The following is a 17282-nucleotide window of genomic DNA, read 5'->3' on the forward strand; positions in this document are numbered from 1 at the left end:
CAACCAAACTTTTCAACCCTGACGGAGAGTCATCGATGCCTATCATCAACAGCCAAGTTAAACCGTTCAAAGCTGACGCCTTTAAAAATGGCGACTTCGTAAAAGTGTCGGACGCTGACCTGAAAGGCAAATGGTCTGTCGTGTTCTTCTACCCTGCCGACTTCACCTTCGTTTGCCCGACCGAACTGGAAGACCTGGCTGACAACTACGACGCGTTCCAGAAGCTGGGCGTCGAGATCTACAGCGTTTCCACCGATACCCACTTTGCCCACGCTGCCTGGCACAACACTTCGCCAGCCATCGGCAAAATCCAGTACACCATGATAGGCGACCCGACCCACGCCATCTCCCGCAACTTCGACGTGCTGATCGAAGAAGCAGGTCTGGCTGACCGTGGCACCTTCGTGATCAACCCAGAAGGCCAGATCAAAATCGTTGAACTGAATGATGGCGGCGTTGGCCGTGACGCTTCCGAGCTGCTGCGCAAAATCAAGGCTGCTCAGTACGTCGCTGCTCACCCAGGCCAGGTTTGCCCAGCCAAGTGGAAAGAAGGCGAGGCCACTCTGGCTCCGTCCCTGGACCTGGTCGGCAAGATCTAAGTCTGTGGATCGCATCATCAGGGCGGGTTTCCGCACCTAAGTAAGCTGCAACCGCCCAATAAAAACGCCCGGGCGAGATTCGCTCGGGCGTTTTTTTTATGTCTTTTGAAAAAGGAAATCGCCCGTATGTTGGACGCCAATCTTAAAGCCCAGTTGAAATCGTACCTGGAACGGGTCACCCAACCGATCGAGATCATCGCCTCCCTCGACGACGGTGCGAAATCCCAGGAAATGCTCGCATTACTCAAAGACGTTGCCAGTCTTTCCAACCAGATTACGTTGCTCGACAACGGTGACGATGCGCGTAAACCATCGTTCTCGATCAACCGCCCGGGTGCCGATATCAGCCTGCGTTTCGCCGGCATCCCGATGGGCCACGAATTCACATCCTTGGTGCTGGCCTTGCTGCAAGTCGGCGGCCACCCTTCGAAAGCCAGTGTTGAAGTGATCGAACAGATCCGTTCGCTCAAAGGCGAGTTCAGCTTCGAGACTTACTTCTCGCTGTCCTGCCAAAACTGCCCGGACGTAGTCCAGGCATTGAACCTGATGGCCGTGCTGAACCCGAACATCCGCCACGTCGCCATTGACGGTGCGCTGTTCCAGGCTGAAGTCGATGACCGTCAGATCATGGCCGTGCCAAGCGTTTACCTGAACGGCGTGAACTTCGGTCAGGGCCGTATGGGCCTGGAAGAAATTCTTGCCAAGATCGACACCAGCGGTATCGAACGTCAAGCCGAGAAGATCAGCGCCAAAGAAGCCTTCGACGTACTGGTCGTCGGTGGTGGCCCGGCCGGTGCTTCGGCTGCAATCTACGCCGCCCGTAAAGGCATTCGCACCGGCGTGGCAGCTGAGCGTTTCGGTGGGCAGGTGCTCGACACCATGGCTATCGAGAACTTCATCTCCGTGCAGGAAACCGAAGGGCCGAAACTGGCCGTGGCGCTGGAAGAGCACGTCAAGCAATACGACGTCGATATCATGAACCTGCAACGCGCCGACAAGTTGGTGCCGGGCAAGAACGGCGAGTTGCACGAAGTCCACTTCGCCAGCGGCGCGACCCTGAAAGCCAAGACTGTGATCCTGGCGACCGGTGCGCGGTGGCGTGAAATGAACGTTCCGGGCGAGCAGCAATACCGCAACAAAGGCGTGGCGTACTGCCCGCACTGCGACGGTCCGCTGTTCAAAGGCAAGCGTGTGGCGGTAATTGGCGGCGGTAACTCCGGTGTTGAAGCGGCCATCGACCTGGCGGGTATCGTGTCCCACGTAACACTGCTGGAGTTCGATGTGCAGCTGCGCGCCGATGCGGTCTTGCAGCGCAAGTTGCACAGCCTGCCGAACGTCACCGTGATCACCAGTGCGCAAACCACTGAAGTGTTGGGGGACGGTCAGAAGGTCAACGGCCTGCGCTACAAGGATCGTCAGTCGGACGAGTTGCGTAACGTCGAGCTGGAAGGGATCTTCGTGCAGATCGGCTTGCTGCCCAACACCGACTGGCTCAAAGGCACCATCGAGTTGTCGCCTCGCGGTGAGATCATCGTCGATGCTCGCGGTGAGACATCGATGCCGGGCGTGTTCGCTGCCGGTGACGTGACCACCGTGCCGTACAAGCAGATCGTGATTGCGGTGGGCGAGGGCGCCAAAGCCTCCCTGAGCGCATTCGATCACCTGATCCGGACTTCGGCCCCGGCATAAAACCCGACGCTGAAAACACAAAAACCCCATGAGCAATCATGGGGTTTTTTTGTGCTTCACACTGATCGTTCCCACGCTCTGCGTGGGAATGCAGCCCGGGACGCTCTGCGTCCCAAAAGCGTGACGCAGAGCGTCACAGGAGGCGTTACCACGCAGAGCGTGGGAACGATCATTTCTGTGTCGGGCTTAAAGCGGTGCAGGCTGGATGATCTCAACCCAGTACGCATCCGGGTCTTTGATGAACGCCAGGCTCTTCATACGGCCGTCATTCAGGCGCTTCTGGAAATCGCAGCCCAGCGCTTCGAAGCGCTCGCACGCAGCGACGATATCCGGCACCGAGATGCAGATGTGACCAAAACCGCGCGGGTCGGTGTTGCCGTTGTGGTAAGCGAAATCCGCGTCGTTCTCGGTGCCGTGGTTGTGGGTCAGTTCGAGAATGCCGGGGATCGACTTCATCCACTCGGTGCGAGCAGCGGCGTCAGCCGGGATCTGGTTTTTATCGACCAGCGCCAGGAAGTAAAGGCTGAACTCGGCTTCCGGGAAATCGCGTTTTTCCACCAGCGAGAAACCCAAAATGCGCGTGTAGAAATCCAGGGACTTGGTGATGTCCTTGACCCGCAGCATGGTGTGGTTGAAGACGAACTTCTGGGTGGCGGTGTCAGGTTGGGCGGTGACGCCTGGGAAGGTGTTCAATTCGTGCAGGCTCATGGGCCCTCCGGAAAATAAGTGGGGCTAACGAATGGCGACAATGATACGCAAGGGCTCGGACATCGCCAAACCCAAACAGTCGGCTATTGCCTGACAGACGGGTGAGGCTCAGACTTTACGGTTCAATCCGTGAGTGTTCATTGCAATGATTCGTTTCTGTAAATCGATGGTCGTCCTGATCTGCGTGCTTTCAGGTGTTAACAGCGCTCACGCAGACGAGCCAATCATGACCTGGCCCAACGGCTGGGAGGTCGAAGCTGTCCCACAAGATGACGCCAACACCCACGTTTCCCGCCAGCGCGCGGTGAAGAACGATCAGGACGGCACGCCGGTAATGGTGATGGAATTGACCATGACTCAGGTGGAAAGTGGTCATCAGGTGAATCTGCAAGGCGTGTTGCTGGAGATGCGCAAGTCGGTGCAGAAGGACTTCTTTCAAGGCGGTTATCAAAGTGTCTGCAACAAGATTCACTCGACGACGTTGAGCCGTTTATCAGCGCTGGAAACTACCTGCACGATCACGCAGAACGGAAGGCATGTGCTCTCTCAAACATTGGTTGCCGCCGTGGATTCCGATAAGGCCTATGTTCTTTCCTACGCGGGGCAGGCTGAGGTTTATAAGGCAAGTCAGGATGAAATAGACGCGGCCCGTAACAGCTTGAAACTTTAGTTAAAGATTTCAATGGCTGCCGATTTCAGCGCATTCTGAAATTTTTAGATACCCAAACGGATTAAGCACAAAGTTATTCAGCAAGTAGCGAGTTGATCGACGCCAATCGTTGCATTTAGAAGGCGTCCGTGAAAAAGCCCTGCATTGGCAGGGCTTTTTTGTCACCGCGAGTACTTAGCCACGCAGCCAGGAATCAACGGTAGCTGCACCGTATTGTTCCTTCCAGGCTTTCAGGCCGCGGTGGTTGCCACCCTTGGTTTCAATCAGTTCACCGGTGTGCGGATTCTGATAAACCTTGACCACGCGAGCGCGGCGGGTTTTAGGCGTTGCCTGTTGCAGACCGGATTTTGCCGGGTTCGGATCGAGAATGGCGATGATGTCGCGCAGGCTCTTGCCGTAGGTTTTCATCAGCCCCTGGAGCTTTTCTTCGAATTCGATTTCTTTCTTGAGCCCGGCATCATTCTTCAGGGTTTCCAGCTGCTTGAGCTGCTCTTGAAGGGCCTTTTCAGCTGCACGAAATTCAGCGAGTCTGGACAATATCTTTACTCCAATAGTGTGTTTGGCTGATACCAACCGCAAACAAAGCTATAAGCCAAGAGCCTTGAAGCGACCCGGTGATAATGGCTCACCTGCCAATCTAGCGCAGGCATGAAAAATTGTAGTAGTTAATTGGTCAAGAGTAAATCCTGTCTTTTTCTTCATGTAACAACAGTAGTCTTTTGATTCAAATTGGGGCGCGATCTCCTTGTCTCGTCGCTGAGCGCCGCTAGTTAATGGTGACTTAATGCGTTAATGAAGTCCGCGCCGGGCATTGGCCGGCCGAATAGATAACCTTGCAAGAAGTTCACGCCGTGGGCGGTCAGATAATCACTTTGCTCCACAGGCCCTCGGTAAGTGTGCCGCTTAGCGGTAGTTCAGACGCTCGGCCAGTTTGATAAAAGCCAGCGTCGCGGGTGATGACTGGCGCTGGTCGAGCACCGCCAGACCAACCTGGCGTGTGACCGTTGGCGATAGCGGTCTTTTTACGTAGCGACCGTCGCGATCATCGGGCAATGAGCTTTCGGCGACGACCGTCAGCGCATCGCCTCGGCCAACGGTGTCCAGCGTGCTCAGTAGTTGCGAGCAGCGATAACGGATGTTCGGTGTCAGCCGGGCGGCACTGAACAGCCGCGACACCAGTTCCGACGAACCGGCCTCAGTCAAGACAAAGGGGTCGTTACACAAATCGCTCAGGGTCAGGCTGTCGCGACGGGTCAGCGGATGATCGACGGGCAGCAGCGCAACCATCTGGTCTTTGATCAGTGCAAAGGTGTCGAACCGCTCCTCCGGCAATACCACGAAGCCGATATCGATCCGACGCTCCTCCAGCCACTGGATCACCTGCCGGTCCGGGCCTTCGTCAATGTGGACCTCGATGCCCGGGTGAGCCGCGCGGTAGTGCTGCAGGATCAACGGCAGCAGTTTGATCGATGAGGTCGGGCCGAAAGAGCCGATGCGCAACGTGCCGCGTTTCATTCCGCGAGCATCGGCCGCTTCCTGGCGCAAGGTGTTGGCCAGGCCCAGCATCGCCCGGGCGCGCAGCAAAAGCTGTTGGCCGATGTCGCTGAGTTCGACCCTAGACTGATGCCGGCGCAGCAGCTCGACGCCCAATTCCTGTTCCAGCGACTTGAGGGCGTGAGAGACCGCGGATTGGGAAATCCCCAAGCGATTGGCTGCCGCGGTAAAGCCTTGAAGCTCGGCGACCAGAGAAAAGATCTCGAGTTGGGTAAGGGTCATGAGTGATTACTCATTTTACGATGAGGAGGTATTAGTCGAATGATACGTCATCTCCCCCGATTTCTCGTTCTGGAAACCTATGACGACCTATGAGCAGAGCCTGTCCAACCCTTCGGATGTGCCGGTTTATCTGAAACTGGCGGCAGTCACCATGATCTGGGGCGGGACCTTTGTCGCCGGACGGTTTCTGGCCGACAGCCTCAGCCCCTTGTTTGCCGCCAGCCTGCGATTCTTGCTGGCCAGCGTGGCGTTGCTGGTGTTTCTGCTACTGGCCCGCGTGCCGCTCGTAAGGCCCAGCCCCCGGCAATGGTTGCAATTGGCGTTGCTGGGTTTTTTCGGGATCTTTTTCTACAACCTGTGCTTCTTTTATGGGCTGCACTACATCAATGCCTCACGGGCGTCATTGATCGTGGCGTTGAACCCGGCCGTGATCGGGCTGGCGTCGTGGCTGTTGTTCAAGGAGCGCTTGAGTCGAGCGAAAGTCGTCGGAATCGCGATCTGTATTGCCGGTGCGAGCCTGGTGATTGTCAGCCGTAATCCACAACTATTGGCCAGCAATCCTGATGCCTGGATCGGCGATCTGTTGATCTTCGGCTGCGTGCTTGGCTGGGGCGTTTATTCGCTGTTCTCCAAAGAACTGAACCAGACGCTAGGCCCGGTGCAAACGGTGACGTACTCGATTCTGTTGGGCACGCTGATGCTGTGGGTGACCAGCGCTGTTCGCGGTGAGTTGAGTGTGGTTGCACTCGCCAACCTCGGACCAACGCAATGGTTGAGCCTGATGTACCTGGGCGTATTGGGTTCGGCGCTGGCCTATATCGGCTATTACGACGGCATTCGAAAAATCGGTGCGACGCGTTCAGGCGTGTTCATCGCCCTGAACCCGCTGACCGCGGTGATCCTCGGTGCGCTGCTGTTAGGCGAGCAGTTGACCCTGGCGATGTGCCTGGGAGGAGGGCTGATCCTCGCGGGGATTTTCCTGTGCAACAAACCCCTTGCGCGAGCAGGGAAAAAGGGGATTTGATACGGAAGGCGGACAAACCGATTTACGCTGTGTAGAATCGGGTTACGCATATAAGAATAATCGTCTTCTGGCAGCAGAAGCCTCGCCCGCAATAGCCTTGGGTCGACAATGAAGAGTTTTGGGTTTCAATTGATCTACGGTGACTTCCTTGCCCGCAGCGTGCGGGGCATCTCCTGCGCGCCACCCGCCGGTCTCAGCATTGCTAGCAACTAACGATCCGTTAATTGACAAGAAAATGATGAGGCGCCAACCATGGCAGATTTATACGAAAACCCAATGGGCCTGATGGGCTTTGAATTCATCGAATTCGCATCGCCAACCCCGAACACCCTGGAGCCGATCTTCGAGATCATGGGCTTCACCAAGGTCGCGACCCACCGTTCCAAAGACGTGCACCTGTATCGTCAGGGCCAGATCAACCTGATCCTCAACAACGAACCGCACAGCGTTGCTTCGTACTTCGCGGCCGAGCACGGTCCGTCGGTGTGCGGCATGGCGTTCCGCGTCAAGAATGCCCAGCAGGCGTTTGCCCGGGCTCAGGAACTGGGCGCTCAGCCAATCCACATCGAAACCGGCCCGATGGAACTGAACCTGCCCGCGATCAAGGGCATCGGCGGCGCGCCGCTGTACCTGATCGACCGTTTCGGCGAAGGCAGTTCGATCTACGACATCGACTTCGTGTTCATCGAAGGCGTTGACCGCAACCCGGTCGGGGCTGGCCTGAAGATCATCGACCACCTGACCCACAACGTGTATCGCGGTCGCATGGCCTACTGGGCCAACTTCTACGAGAAGCTGTTCAACTTCCGCGAGATCCGTTACTTCGACATCAAGGGCGAATACACCGGTCTGACCTCCAAGGCCATGACCGCCCCGGACGGCATGATCAAAATCCCGCTGAACGAAGAATCGTCCAAGGGCGCCGGGCAGATCGAAGAGTTCCTGATGCAGTTCAACGGCGAGGGTATTCAACACGTTGCCTTCCTGACCGATGACCTGATCAAGACCTGGGATCACCTGAAAAGCATCGGCATGCGCTTCATGACCGCGCCGCCGGAAACCTATTACGAAATGCTCGAAGGTCGTTTGCCGAACCACGGTGAGCCGGTTGATCAACTGCAATCGCGCGGCATTCTGCTGGACGGTTCGTCCGAGTCAGGCGACAAGCGTCTGCTGTTGCAGATTTTCTCGGAAACCCTGATGGGCCCGGTGTTCTTCGAATTCATCCAGCGTAAAGGCGACGATGGTTTCGGCGAAGGCAACTTCAAGGCGCTGTTCGAATCCATTGAGCGCGACCAGGTTCGTCGTGGTGTGCTCTCCACCGACTAAGCCGTTTCAGATGTAAAAAAGCCCGGTCAGCAGCAATGCTGGCCGGGCTTTTTCGTGCCGGTTCTACATCGATTTCCGTCGATGCCGGACCAGATGTTTGAACCCTTCGAACACCAACACCACAACAGCCAACCAGATCGGGATGTAGGTCAACCATTCACCGGGCTTGATGGTTTCCCCCAGCAGCAACGCGACGCCGAGCAACAGCACCGGCTCGACGTAACTCAACAACCCGAACAGGCTGAACGGCAGCAGTCGGCTGGCGATGATGTAAACCACCAGCGCCGAAGCACTGATCACCCCGAGTAACGGGATCAGCAGCGATAGCCACGGGTGTTGATCGAACACGGCGAAACCTTGATCACCGCCCTGAACGAACCAGAACGCCACGGGCAACATCAAGGCCATGTCCATCCACAAACCGCCGAGGTTGTCGGTCGCCAGTCGTTTGCGCAGGATGAAGTAGAGCGGATAACCGATGACGACCAGCAAGGTCGCCCAGGAAAATCCGCCGACCTGATACAACTCGTTGAGCACGCCGAGGGACGCAAAAAACACGGCAACCTTTTGCAGGTAAGACAGTCGCTCGCCATAGGCAAACCGCCCGGTCAGCACCATGGACAGCGGCAACAGGAAGTAGCCCAGGGACACGTCGAGGCTATAGCCGTTGAGCGGTGCCCACATGAATAACCAGAGTTGCAGGCCAAGCAGCGTCGCGGAAAGGATCAGGCCGGCGAGCAGTTTTGGTTGGCCCACCAGCCGCCGAAAAAGGGCGACCACGCGCTTCCATTCACCGGAGACCACCATGAACACGGTCATGCATGGCAGGGTCAGCAGCATCCGCCAACCGAAGATTTCCACGCCGCTCAAAGGCGTGAGCAACGAAGTGTAGTAATACATGACGGCAAACAGCACCGAGGCTGAAACCGATAGAGCGATACCTTTAGACAAACTGTCCTCGCGAAGTTGAACGTGAAACGGGTGCGGAGGATACGTGGTTTTCGAACTGAATATTGATCAACTGAACCTGATCGTTCCCACGCAGAGCGTGGGAACGATCAAGCAGTGGATTGTGCTTTTTCAGTTGCTGCGTGATTTGCGTCCCGACACAAAGTGGCTCACATCATTAAACCCCGGCGTCGACGCATGCCCAGGCACAACCAACGAATCAATAAACGCCTCATCCTCAGCCGTAATCTTCACCGCTTGAGCCTTGGTGTAGGCATCCCATTGTTCTTCGGTCCGCGGCCCAACGATGGCCGAAGTCACGGCGCTGTTGTTCAGCACCCAGGCAATGGCGAATTCGACGATGCCCACGCCGCGACCCTGGGTGTACTGCTGGATCTGCTGAGCGATGCGCAATGATTCGACGCGCCATTCGGTTTCCAGAATGCGTTTGTCTGCGCGGCCGGCGCGGCTGTTGGCATCCGGCTTCACGTCCGGCGCGTATTTACCGCTGAGCACACCACGCGCCAGCGGACTGTAAGGCACCACACCCAGGCCATAGTTTTGCGCGGCGGTGATCTGCTCGGTTTCCGCCTGACGGTTGACGATGTTGTACAGCGGCTGACTGATCACCGGCCGGTCGACGCCCAGTTGATCGGCCACGCGAATCACCTCAGCGATGCGCCAGCCACGGTAGTTCGACAAACCCCAATAGCGAATCTTGCCCTGGCGGATCAAATCACCGATGGCCGACACCGTCACTTCCAGCGGCGTGTTGTGGTCTTCGCGGTGCAGGTAATAGATGTCGAGATAATCGGTGCCCAGGCGCGTCAGGCTGGCGTCGATGCCATTGAACAGGTGCTTGCGGCTCAGGCCGCTGCGGTTTGGCACGCCGTCCACCGGGCCAAAGCCGACCTTGGTCGCCAGCACCCATTCGTGGCGGTTACCGGCAATCGCTTCGCCGACGATCTCTTCCGAGCGGCCGTTGGTGTAAACGTCCGCGGTGTCGATGAAATTGATGCCCTGGTCCCAGGCCTTGTCGATGATCCGCAGGGAATCTTCGGTGCTGGTCTGTTCGCCGAACATCATGGTGCCCAGGGTCAGGGTCGACACTTGTAAACCCGAATGACCCAGTGTGCGATAGCTCATGCCGAAATCCTTTTACCGGTGGGAAAGGCTCAATCAAATACCAGAACGGTAGGGCGGGGCAAACTGATTTATCGACGAAGCGTCTGGCAGCACTTTTGCCCGGAAACGGGCGGGCACTTCAACACCTCGAATGAAGGTCGGGGTAACCACTCGTCGCTACTGTCAGATTTGACAGTAGCCGCTCGTTAACAATTTCGCGTTACATCATTCCAGCAGATTCTGGTTCCGGTTCCGTGAACTCAATGTCCCCTGGAGATAGTGCGATGGAAAATGAACACACGATTGACCTCTTTGCGCTGACACCGCCTTACGCGCCAAAAATGGTCGAGTTGGTGCCCCCCGACTCCGTGGCGCACGGCGGTGCTTCCATTGCTCATGTCAACGCCGTTGATGGTTTTAGTGTGATTTTGTTTGCCTACGTGGGGCAGGCAGAAAATGACCGGATCAGGCTTTACCTGAACGATGAATTTGCAAGGGAAGTGATCATCGCCAAAGGCAAGGAAAGTGAGAACACAACGCTGACCATTCCCTCCGAACGTTTTCACAGGGGCCGCAACAACATCAAATTTAGTGTCGAACGCCTCTCCCAAAATGAAGAGTTCACCAGGGACCTGATTCTGCTTTACCGCAGTTCCCCACCGGGTGATGTTCCGCCGGTATTGGCCATTAAAGTCAGTCACGAAAGCATTGGTGCCGATGAGGCGGACGATGTGTCCGTTACCGTGACCTACAAGAACGCACAGTGGTACGACCGTATTTTTGTCGATTGCAATGGTGTTGTGGTCAGGCATCAATTAGTGCCTGACGTTGAACCGCCAGTCTCCGCGGTACCGCAAACCGTCGTTATTCCGATTGCCCGGGAGGTGTTGGAACAAGGTGGGAATGATTCGGATTTTACGTTCAAGTTTCGGGTGGTCGATAATTTGACCAATCCGAACGGGCCGCCGACCTGGTCGGATATTGTTAATGCGGATGTTCATCTCGATCGTATAACGCTGGCAATGCCAATACTTCGAGAAATCCTGACCGAGAACAATGACGACCCGGCCATCGTCGATCTCGCCAAGCTGAACGGCGGGCCGTTGTGGGCCTTGATTCATCTGATCGATACGATCTGGAAAGTGGGGGATGAGATCCACCTGACGTTCACCGCTCTGGTGAATGGCAGTCAGGTTGCCACCCATGAACAAACTCTACCAATTACACAGGTGCCGGGGCAATTCTCTTGGGACATACCCAACAGCAAGGTCATTGCCGACAGCGTGGTGAGGGTGATCTATGAGCAGGTCAGAAATGGCGCGGTCATTGCCACGTCCAGAACGGCTACGGCGCAGGTGACGGTGGTGCCGGAACTCACTGTGGATACGTCGCCACTCTATTTATCAGGGAGGAACATATCAGCCAGGGGGACATCGTTAGCCTTCACACCCACCGGGCGGGACCCAAGTGGCACTGCTTTCCAGCGACGCGTCTCGGGGGGTGTCCCTCCATACATCTTTGAGGTGTCAGACACTAATGTAGCCTCGGTAGACAAAGACACCGGGTTGGTCCGAAGTGAAGGGAATGGCTCGACTACCGTAGTAGTGAGTGATGCGAGTGGTCAGCGAAAAATGTTCCCCGTAGACGTATCGAATGTCTTTTTTGCTGTGTACAACACCCAGCCCTTGGATAAAAATCAAGCCCAAGCGTGGATCGACGCGACAGGGATTGCTATCTCAGCCATCGACCTCCCGATACTCCAGATTAAATATACAGCCGACATCCAATACACGCTTCATGCAGGGACGCGATCATCCCCCCCTGGTCTAGGCAAACTTTTCCACTATAGGGGAACGACTTGGGAGTTGTATGACTTCAACACTGGGACGGGCTACAGCATTTGTCTTAAAACAAGTGCATAAAGATTGAAAAAATAAAGAAATAAAGAAATAAAGAAATAAAGAAGGAAAAGGGGACGCATTTATTTACCGGCCCAAGTTGTTTGGTCGATTTACACCGACCTGAAAAAATCGTGGGGAACCCAGGTTTTGGGTGTGTTTCATAACTTGAGCCACGCACGGTCAGTCCCCTTTCCCACTGGGAGAGGGTTAGGGTGAGGGATGGATTCCGAACTGAGGACGAACCCACAAACACCAAAAAACCTGCCATCCCTTTCCACAGGAATGGCGGGTTTTGTCGTTTCAGATCACACCGTATCCACCTTCAAAGAATGGTCATTAAGCATCCCGTTGATAATCTGATGCCGAGCGCGAAAAACTCGGGCGCTGGTGCGAGGTAAAAAATTAAGGGGACAGATCTATTTATCCGGTTTTGGCGCGGCGTCGGCAGTGACCACGAAAAGAGGGACATACATATTTATCCGTCTCTGCTATCAATTGAAAAGTGGGCAATGACTGAGTTGTTTAATCGACATCTCCAGATACTGATTCGGGCTACACATCCTTGCTCCGCTGCCTACGACTACGCCAGAATCCGCCGGCTTGTGCGCCTTGGGCCTGGGCTCTATCGTTTGCCGGTCGCTGAATAACAGCGATCGGGTTTGGTAGCCCGGCAATTAGGCGCATAGCGCCACCTTCTGTAGGCCTTTTAGGCCTCTGTTTTATGGTGGTCATGCGCAGGGCTCCTTCGGGAGCGCCGGGTCCTAATTGCCGGTCTACCAACCCGCGTATGGCCACCACCTTTCGTTTGGTAGCGAGGGTGAAGGCTCCTTTAGTTCAATTAGGAGTTTCATCGATGTTCAAAGTAACGCCCAATCCACCGGACACCGATCCGGCATCCCCGTGCGAATCTCTCGATTCAAAAAAACTCCACGAAGCCGCCGACCGCGCCCTCGATCACTACCTCAAGCTGGCTGCCCACATCAAAGCCACTCCGCGCACACCCGGCACCATGTTCATCGTTAACCCAGAACTCGATACCGAAACCCTGCTGGGTCATGCTTGCGAGTCGCTGGCCTCGGCCAATGTCATGACCATGGATCTGGCGGATCAAATGGAGGGGGCGAGTCGAAATTCGCTGTTGGGTATTGCGCAGATCATCATGCTGGGCGAACTGGCGGTGAATCGGGCGCTGGATAACATCGATCCACAATGCTGACAGGCGCACTGATCGTTCCCACGCTCTGCGTGGGAATGCAGCCCGGGACGCTCTGCGTCCCTTTCCAGAGCTGGAACGCGGAGCGTCCCTTGAGGCATTCCCACGCAGAGCGTGGGAACGATCGATGCGTTAAACCCGCAACGTACGGGTCATTCGCAACGCCAGCAAACTCCCGCAAACAATCACGCCCGCCAGCAGGTAAAGCGCGGCATCGGTCGACCCGGTGCTGTCCTTGACCCAACCCACCAGATACGGACTCAGGAACCCGGCCATCTGCCCCATGGAGTTGATCAACGCCAAGCCACCCGCCGCAGCGCCGGCGCTGAGCAGCGCAGTCGGCACCGGCCAGAACATTGGCAGGCCGGTGAGGGCGCCCATGGTGGCGATGGTCAGGCCGAGGATGGCAATGGCCGGTGTAGTCGCAAAGTTCACAGCGATCAGCAAACCGACCGCGCCCATCAGCATTGGCACCACCAAATGCCAGCGGCGTTCTTTGCGCAGGTCCGCCGAGCGGCCGACCATCAACATGAACAGCGCCGCCAGCAGGTACGGAATCGCACTGAGCCAGCCAATCACCAGGTTATCGCTGAAACCGAGGTTCTTGATGATCGACGGCAGCCAGAAGTTGATCGCGTAGACGCCGCTCTGGATGCAGAAATAGATCAGACCGAAGGCCCAGATCGCCGGGTTCTTGAACACCGCCAGCAGCGAGTCGGTAGTGGTTTTCGGTTTGTTGGCCAGGTCTTCGGCGTGGTCGGCTTCCAGCACCGAGCGCTCGAACGGCGTGAGCCATTTGGCGTTGGCGTAACTGTCGCTGAGGAGGAAGTAGGCAAGGGCGCCGAGGATCACCGTCGGAATGCCTTGCAGCAGGAACATCCACTGCCAGCCGGCCAAACCGCCCTGGCCTGCGGCGAAGTGGTTGAGAATCCAGCCGGAGAACGGGCTGCCGAGCAGGCCGGACACCGGGATCGCCGACATGAACAACGCCATGATGCGGCCGCGGCGGAAGGTCGGGAACCACTGCGAAAGGTAAAGCACCACGCCCGGGAAAAACCCGGCTTCAGCCGCGCCGGTGAACAGGCGCAGGGTGTAGAACTCGGTTGGCGTGGTGACGAACAGCAAACAGGTCGAGAGCGAGCCCCAGACGATCATCATCAGCGCGATCCAGCGGCGCGGGCCGAATTTGGTCAGGGCCAGGTTGCTGGGTACGCCGCACAGCACGTAGCCGATAAAGAAGATCCCGGCCCCGAGGCCGTACACGGTTTCGCTGAATTTCAGTGCGTCGAGCATCTGCAGCTTGGCAAATCCAACGTTCACCCGGTCAAGGTAGTTGAACAGGTAGCAGATGAAAATGAAGGGAATCAAACGCAGGGTAATGCGTTTGTAGACGGTGTTTTTTTCGTCAACGATGGCCTGGGTAGCGGCGGCACTCTGTGACATGGCGGGCTCTCTCTTTATTATGATTTTTTGCGATGCAAGGGTAACGTTGACCGCCCGGTGAGTCTCGGCCACCGCTTGGGTCATTGTCTTTGTGCCTGAGCACAGGGTTTGCCACCAAGGCCTGTGCGGGTGAACAATCCGCTCCATCACGCTTTCAAGGATCCCCGCTATGTTCGAACTCGATCACGACCTGGCCCAGGACATCGTCGACCGGGCGATGGCCATCCTGCCGTACAACGTCAACGTCATGGACAGCCAGGGGCTGATTCTCGGCTCCGGCGAACCGGAGCGGGTCAACACCCGCCATGAAGGCGCGCAACTGGTGCTGGCTAACGGGCGAGTGGTGGAGATTGACGCCCAAACGGCAATTCATTTGAAAGGCGTGCAGCCGGGCATCAACTTGCCGCTGTTACTCGATCAACGGTTGATTGGCGTGCTGGGCATCACCGGTGAACCCGAGCAATTGCGCACTTACGCCGAACTGGTGCGGATGACCGCCGAGATGCTGGTCGGCCAACGTAATCAGCAGGCCGAACAGCAATGGCGGCGCCAGCGTTGCGACGATCTGCTGGCATTGCTGCTCAGCGAGGCCGGGGATTCGCCGCGGCTGATCGACGAAGCGCAACAGCTTGGGCTCAAGCCGCAGATGACGCGGGTGCCGTATCTGTTCGAGTTGGGGATGGAACACGGTCCGGGGCAAACCGTCGAGGCGCTCAGCGCCTGGTTGACTTCGCGCTACCCGGACAGTTGGTGCGTGAGTTCGGCCAAGTCGTCGTTGCTCTGGTGCCGACCGGCGGCGCAGGCAATCGAGAATGACCGGTTGCTGGAAAAACTCGACGGCCTCGGCTGGAACATTCTGCGGATCGCCGTAGGCGGGCAGGCGGATGGATTGTCCGGGCTGCGTCGTTGCTATCGACGCGTCGGCGACTTGCTGGCCTATGGGCGAGAGGTGTTGCCGCACTCCCGCTTGCTGACGCTCAACCGTTATCGGTTGCCGGTGATGCTCTGGCGTCACCGCAATGACGACGCGCTGGACGAGCTGCTCAAACCGCTGCGCAAAGTCATCGCCAAGGATGGCAACGGCCAACTGCTGGCGACCCTGCGCTGTTGGTGCGATCACGACGGGCAGAGTCAGGCGTGTGCCGATGCGCTGGGCATTCATCGCAACAGTTTGCGTTATCGGATGGAGCGGATTGCCGAGCTCAGTGGTGTTGATCCGCTAAGACTCGATGGGATGCTTGCGCTTTATCTCGGCGTCCAGCTCCTTCCCCAGACTGACGCACCGAACACCACCCCGTAGCAGCTGCCGAGCAGCGCGAGGCTGCGTTCGGCTGCGCAGCAGTCGTGAAATCATGCGCCGCGGAGCATCAGGTAAACCGTGCTTGCAGAATTTACGACGGCTGCGCCGCCGAACGCAGCCTCGCGCTGCTCGGCAGCTGCTACAAGGAATGTGTAGGGACAGATAGGTTTTGTGGAAATGAACAATAAACGCCACACCGGCTTGTGCAGTGGACCGGCGTTATTGTTCTTGCCTGCTGGCAGCATGGAACGCATTGGAACTGGAGAATTCGCATGAAAATCGTCATCGCCCCCGATTCGTTCAAGGACAGCCTGAGTGCTCAGGGTGTGGCTGATGCCATTGCTCTCGGGTTGGCGCAGGTTTGGCCCGATGCGCTCCTGGTCAAATGCCCGATGGCTGACGGCGGGGAGGGAACTGTCGAGTCGATTCTGGCTGCGTGCGAGGGCGAACTGCGCAGCACCCAAGTCCGCGGGCCGCTCGGCGCGACGGTTGAGGCCGCCTGGGGCTGGTTGCCTCAGAGCCACACCGCGATCATCGAAATGGCCGAGGCCAGTGGCCTGCAACTGGTTCCGCCGGGCAAGCGTGATGCGTGCTTTAGCAGCACGTTCGGCACCGGCGAATTGATCCGCGCGGCGCTCGATGCCGGGGCGCAACGGGTCATTCTGGCGATTGGCGGCAGCGCCACCAACGACGGCGGGGCGGGTGCGATGCAAGCCTTGGGCGTCAAACTGCTGGACGCACACGGCCGAACACTGGCGCCGGGTGGTCTGGCGCTTGGACAGCTGGCCCGCATTGATCTGAGTGAATTCGATCCGCGTCTGGCCGAGGTGCGATTCGACATCGCCGCCGACGTCAACAATCCACTGTGCGGCCCTCACGGTGCCTCAGCGATTTTTGGCCCGCAAAAAGGTGCATCACCCGAGCAAGTCCAGCAACTGGATCGCGCACTCGGGCACTTTGCCGAGCGGTGCGCTCAGGTCCTGAACAAAGACGTTCGTGACGAACCGGGTAGCGGTGCAGCAGGCGGCCTGGGGTTTGCTGCCAAGGCGTTTCTGGGGGCGCAGTTCAAGGCCGGGGTCGAAGTGGTCGCCGAACTGGTCGGCCTGGACGATGCGGTCAAGGGCGCTGACCTGGTGATCACCGGCGAAGGTCGTTTCGACGCTCAAACCCTGCGCGGCAAGACGCCATTTGGTGTGGCACGTATTGCTCGGCAGCACGGCGTGCCGGTGATCGTCCTCGCCGGGACGCTGGGTGAGGGTTATCAGGCGTTGTACGAACATGGCATCGATGCCGCGTTCGCCTTGGCCAGTGGACCGATGACGCTGGAGCAGGCGTGTGCCGAGGCACCGCGGTTGTTGCGGGAGCGGGCGAGTGATGTCGCGCGGGTTTGGCGGGTGGCCGCTCGTAAAGCCTGAAGCCGTACGATCACCTGTAATTGAATGGACTCGCCCACGCCGAGGCGTCAATGCGCCACGGTGGCAGTCTAAACAGCCAACGACAGCGAGGGCGAGTCCATGAAAAAGCATACTTCGATTGATCAATCCTTGTCTTCTGCCG

15 protein-coding genes are annotated in these 17282 nt (G+C 57.4%); 9 read left to right on the top strand and 6 right to left on the bottom strand.

Annotated features, from left to right (window positions below):
* Positions 1-35: 35 nt before the first annotated feature.
* Positions 36-599 carry an alkyl hydroperoxide reductase subunit C gene (ahpC, locus tag CKW16_RS16860; RefSeq protein ID WP_007975937.1) on the top strand — a complete coding sequence of 188 codons (564 nt, stop codon included), beginning with the start codon at positions 36-38 and terminating at the stop codon, positions 597-599.
* Positions 600-725: 126 nt separating this feature from the next.
* The gene (gene ahpF / locus CKW16_RS16865; RefSeq protein ID WP_095129364.1) at positions 726-2288 is read left to right on the top strand and encodes an alkyl hydroperoxide reductase subunit F; all 1563 of its coding nucleotides are present in this window, start codon (positions 726-728) and stop codon (positions 2286-2288) included.
* Positions 2289-2474: 186 nt separating this feature from the next.
* On the opposite strand, the gene gloA is transcribed toward ahpF, so the two are convergent.
* Complete coding sequence (gloA, locus tag CKW16_RS16870; RefSeq protein ID WP_046054068.1) at positions 2475-2996, bottom strand: lactoylglutathione lyase; 522 nt, start codon at positions 2994-2996, stop codon at positions 2475-2477.
* Between the two features lie 145 nt (positions 2997-3141).
* Here gloA and CKW16_RS16875 point away from each other — a divergent pair, with 145 nt between their 5' ends.
* A complete protein-coding gene (locus CKW16_RS16875; RefSeq protein WP_095129365.1) occupies positions 3142-3666 on the top strand; it encodes a DUF4946 domain-containing protein in 525 nt (174 codons plus the stop codon).
* Between the two features lie 174 nt (positions 3667-3840).
* Here CKW16_RS16875 and CKW16_RS16880 read toward each other — a convergent pair whose 3' ends face one another.
* Positions 3841-4203, bottom strand: a complete 363-nt coding sequence (locus CKW16_RS16880; RefSeq protein ID WP_008155126.1) for a histone-like nucleoid-structuring protein, MvaT/MvaU family — start codon at positions 4201-4203, stop codon at positions 3841-3843.
* 366 nt (positions 4204-4569) lie between these two features.
* Complete coding sequence (locus tag CKW16_RS16885) at positions 4570-5442, bottom strand: LysR family transcriptional regulator (protein WP_095129366.1); 873 nt, start codon at positions 5440-5442, stop codon at positions 4570-4572.
* A gap of 79 nt (positions 5443-5521) precedes the next feature.
* Between CKW16_RS16885 and CKW16_RS16890 the strand changes: the two genes are divergently transcribed.
* Both CKW16_RS16890 and hppD read left to right on the top strand, forming a co-directional pair.
* On the top strand, positions 5522-6466 hold the full coding sequence (locus CKW16_RS16890) for a DMT family transporter (protein WP_095129367.1): 945 nt from the start codon (positions 5522-5524) through the stop codon (positions 6464-6466).
* A gap of 252 nt (positions 6467-6718) precedes the next feature.
* The gene (gene hppD, locus CKW16_RS16895; protein ID WP_046047435.1) at positions 6719-7795 is read left to right on the top strand and encodes a 4-hydroxyphenylpyruvate dioxygenase; all 1077 of its coding nucleotides are present in this window, start codon (positions 6719-6721) and stop codon (positions 7793-7795) included.
* A gap of 63 nt (positions 7796-7858) precedes the next feature.
* On the opposite strand, the gene rarD is transcribed toward hppD, so the two are convergent.
* On the bottom strand, positions 7859-8746 hold the full coding sequence (rarD, locus tag CKW16_RS16900) for an EamA family transporter RarD (protein ID WP_095129368.1): 888 nt from the start codon (positions 8744-8746) through the stop codon (positions 7859-7861).
* A 129-nt stretch (positions 8747-8875) separates the two neighbouring features.
* The gene (locus CKW16_RS16905) at positions 8876-9889 is read right to left on the bottom strand and encodes an aldo/keto reductase (protein ID WP_095129369.1); all 1014 of its coding nucleotides are present in this window, start codon (positions 9887-9889) and stop codon (positions 8876-8878) included.
* 263 nt (positions 9890-10152) lie between these two features.
* Here CKW16_RS16905 and CKW16_RS16910 point away from each other — a divergent pair, with 263 nt between their 5' ends.
* Both CKW16_RS16910 and CKW16_RS16915 read left to right on the top strand, forming a co-directional pair.
* Positions 10153-11790: a hypothetical protein gene (locus CKW16_RS16910; RefSeq protein WP_095129370.1), complete on the top strand. Its 1638-nt coding sequence runs from the start codon at positions 10153-10155 to the stop codon at positions 11788-11790.
* Positions 11791-12622: 832 nt separating this feature from the next.
* On the top strand, positions 12623-12985 hold the full coding sequence (locus CKW16_RS16915) for a DUF6124 family protein (protein ID WP_095129371.1): 363 nt from the start codon (positions 12623-12625) through the stop codon (positions 12983-12985).
* Between the two features lie 129 nt (positions 12986-13114).
* On the opposite strand, the gene CKW16_RS16920 is transcribed toward CKW16_RS16915, so the two are convergent.
* Complete coding sequence (locus tag CKW16_RS16920) at positions 13115-14425, bottom strand: MFS transporter (protein ID WP_095129372.1); 1311 nt, start codon at positions 14423-14425, stop codon at positions 13115-13117.
* A gap of 169 nt (positions 14426-14594) precedes the next feature.
* Between CKW16_RS16920 and CKW16_RS16925 the strand changes: the two genes are divergently transcribed.
* Together CKW16_RS16925 and CKW16_RS16930 are read left to right on the top strand one after the other, a co-directional pair.
* Positions 14595-15725, top strand: coding sequence for a sugar diacid recognition domain-containing protein (locus tag CKW16_RS16925; RefSeq protein WP_095129373.1), 1131 nt, complete (start codon positions 14595-14597; stop codon positions 15723-15725).
* A gap of 272 nt (positions 15726-15997) precedes the next feature.
* Positions 15998-17140, top strand: a complete 1143-nt coding sequence (locus tag CKW16_RS16930) for a glycerate kinase (protein WP_095129374.1) — start codon at positions 15998-16000, stop codon at positions 17138-17140.
* Positions 17141-17282: the final 142 nt, after the last annotated feature.

Origin of the sequence: Pseudomonas sp. Irchel s3h14 (genome assembly GCF_900187425.1) — a bacterium.
Taxonomy (GTDB): Bacteria; Pseudomonadota; Gammaproteobacteria; order Pseudomonadales; family Pseudomonadaceae; genus Aquipseudomonas.

Excerpts from the sequence above, each read along its gene's own strand:
- ahpC (WP_007975937.1), top strand. The coding sequence starts at position 36 with ATGCCTATCATCAACAGCCAAGTTAAACCGTTCAAAGCTGACGCCTTT.
- CKW16_RS16910 (WP_095129370.1), top strand. The coding sequence starts at position 10,153 with ATGGAAAATGAACACACGATTGACCTCTTTGCGCTGACACCGCCTTAC.
- CKW16_RS16905 (WP_095129369.1), bottom strand. The coding sequence starts at position 9,889 with ATGAGCTATCGCACACTGGGTCATTCGGGTTTACAAGTGTCGACCCTG.
- gloA (WP_046054068.1), bottom strand. The coding sequence starts at position 2,996 with ATGAGCCTGCACGAATTGAACACCTTCCCAGGCGTCACCGCCCAACCT.
- hppD (WP_046047435.1), top strand. The coding sequence starts at position 6,719 with ATGGCAGATTTATACGAAAACCCAATGGGCCTGATGGGCTTTGAATTC.
- CKW16_RS16875 (WP_095129365.1), top strand. The coding sequence starts at position 3,142 with ATGATTCGTTTCTGTAAATCGATGGTCGTCCTGATCTGCGTGCTTTCA.
- CKW16_RS16920 (WP_095129372.1), bottom strand. The coding sequence starts at position 14,425 with ATGTCACAGAGTGCCGCCGCTACCCAGGCCATCGTTGACGAAAAAAAC.
- CKW16_RS16890 (WP_095129367.1), top strand. The coding sequence starts at position 5,522 with ATGACGACCTATGAGCAGAGCCTGTCCAACCCTTCGGATGTGCCGGTT.
- CKW16_RS16925 (WP_095129373.1), top strand. The coding sequence starts at position 14,595 with ATGTTCGAACTCGATCACGACCTGGCCCAGGACATCGTCGACCGGGCG.
- CKW16_RS16885 (WP_095129366.1), bottom strand. The coding sequence starts at position 5,442 with ATGACCCTTACCCAACTCGAGATCTTTTCTCTGGTCGCCGAGCTTCAA.
- CKW16_RS16930 (WP_095129374.1), top strand. The coding sequence starts at position 15,998 with ATGAAAATCGTCATCGCCCCCGATTCGTTCAAGGACAGCCTGAGTGCT.
- CKW16_RS16915 (WP_095129371.1), top strand. The coding sequence starts at position 12,623 with ATGTTCAAAGTAACGCCCAATCCACCGGACACCGATCCGGCATCCCCG.
- ahpF (WP_095129364.1), top strand. The coding sequence starts at position 726 with ATGTTGGACGCCAATCTTAAAGCCCAGTTGAAATCGTACCTGGAACGG.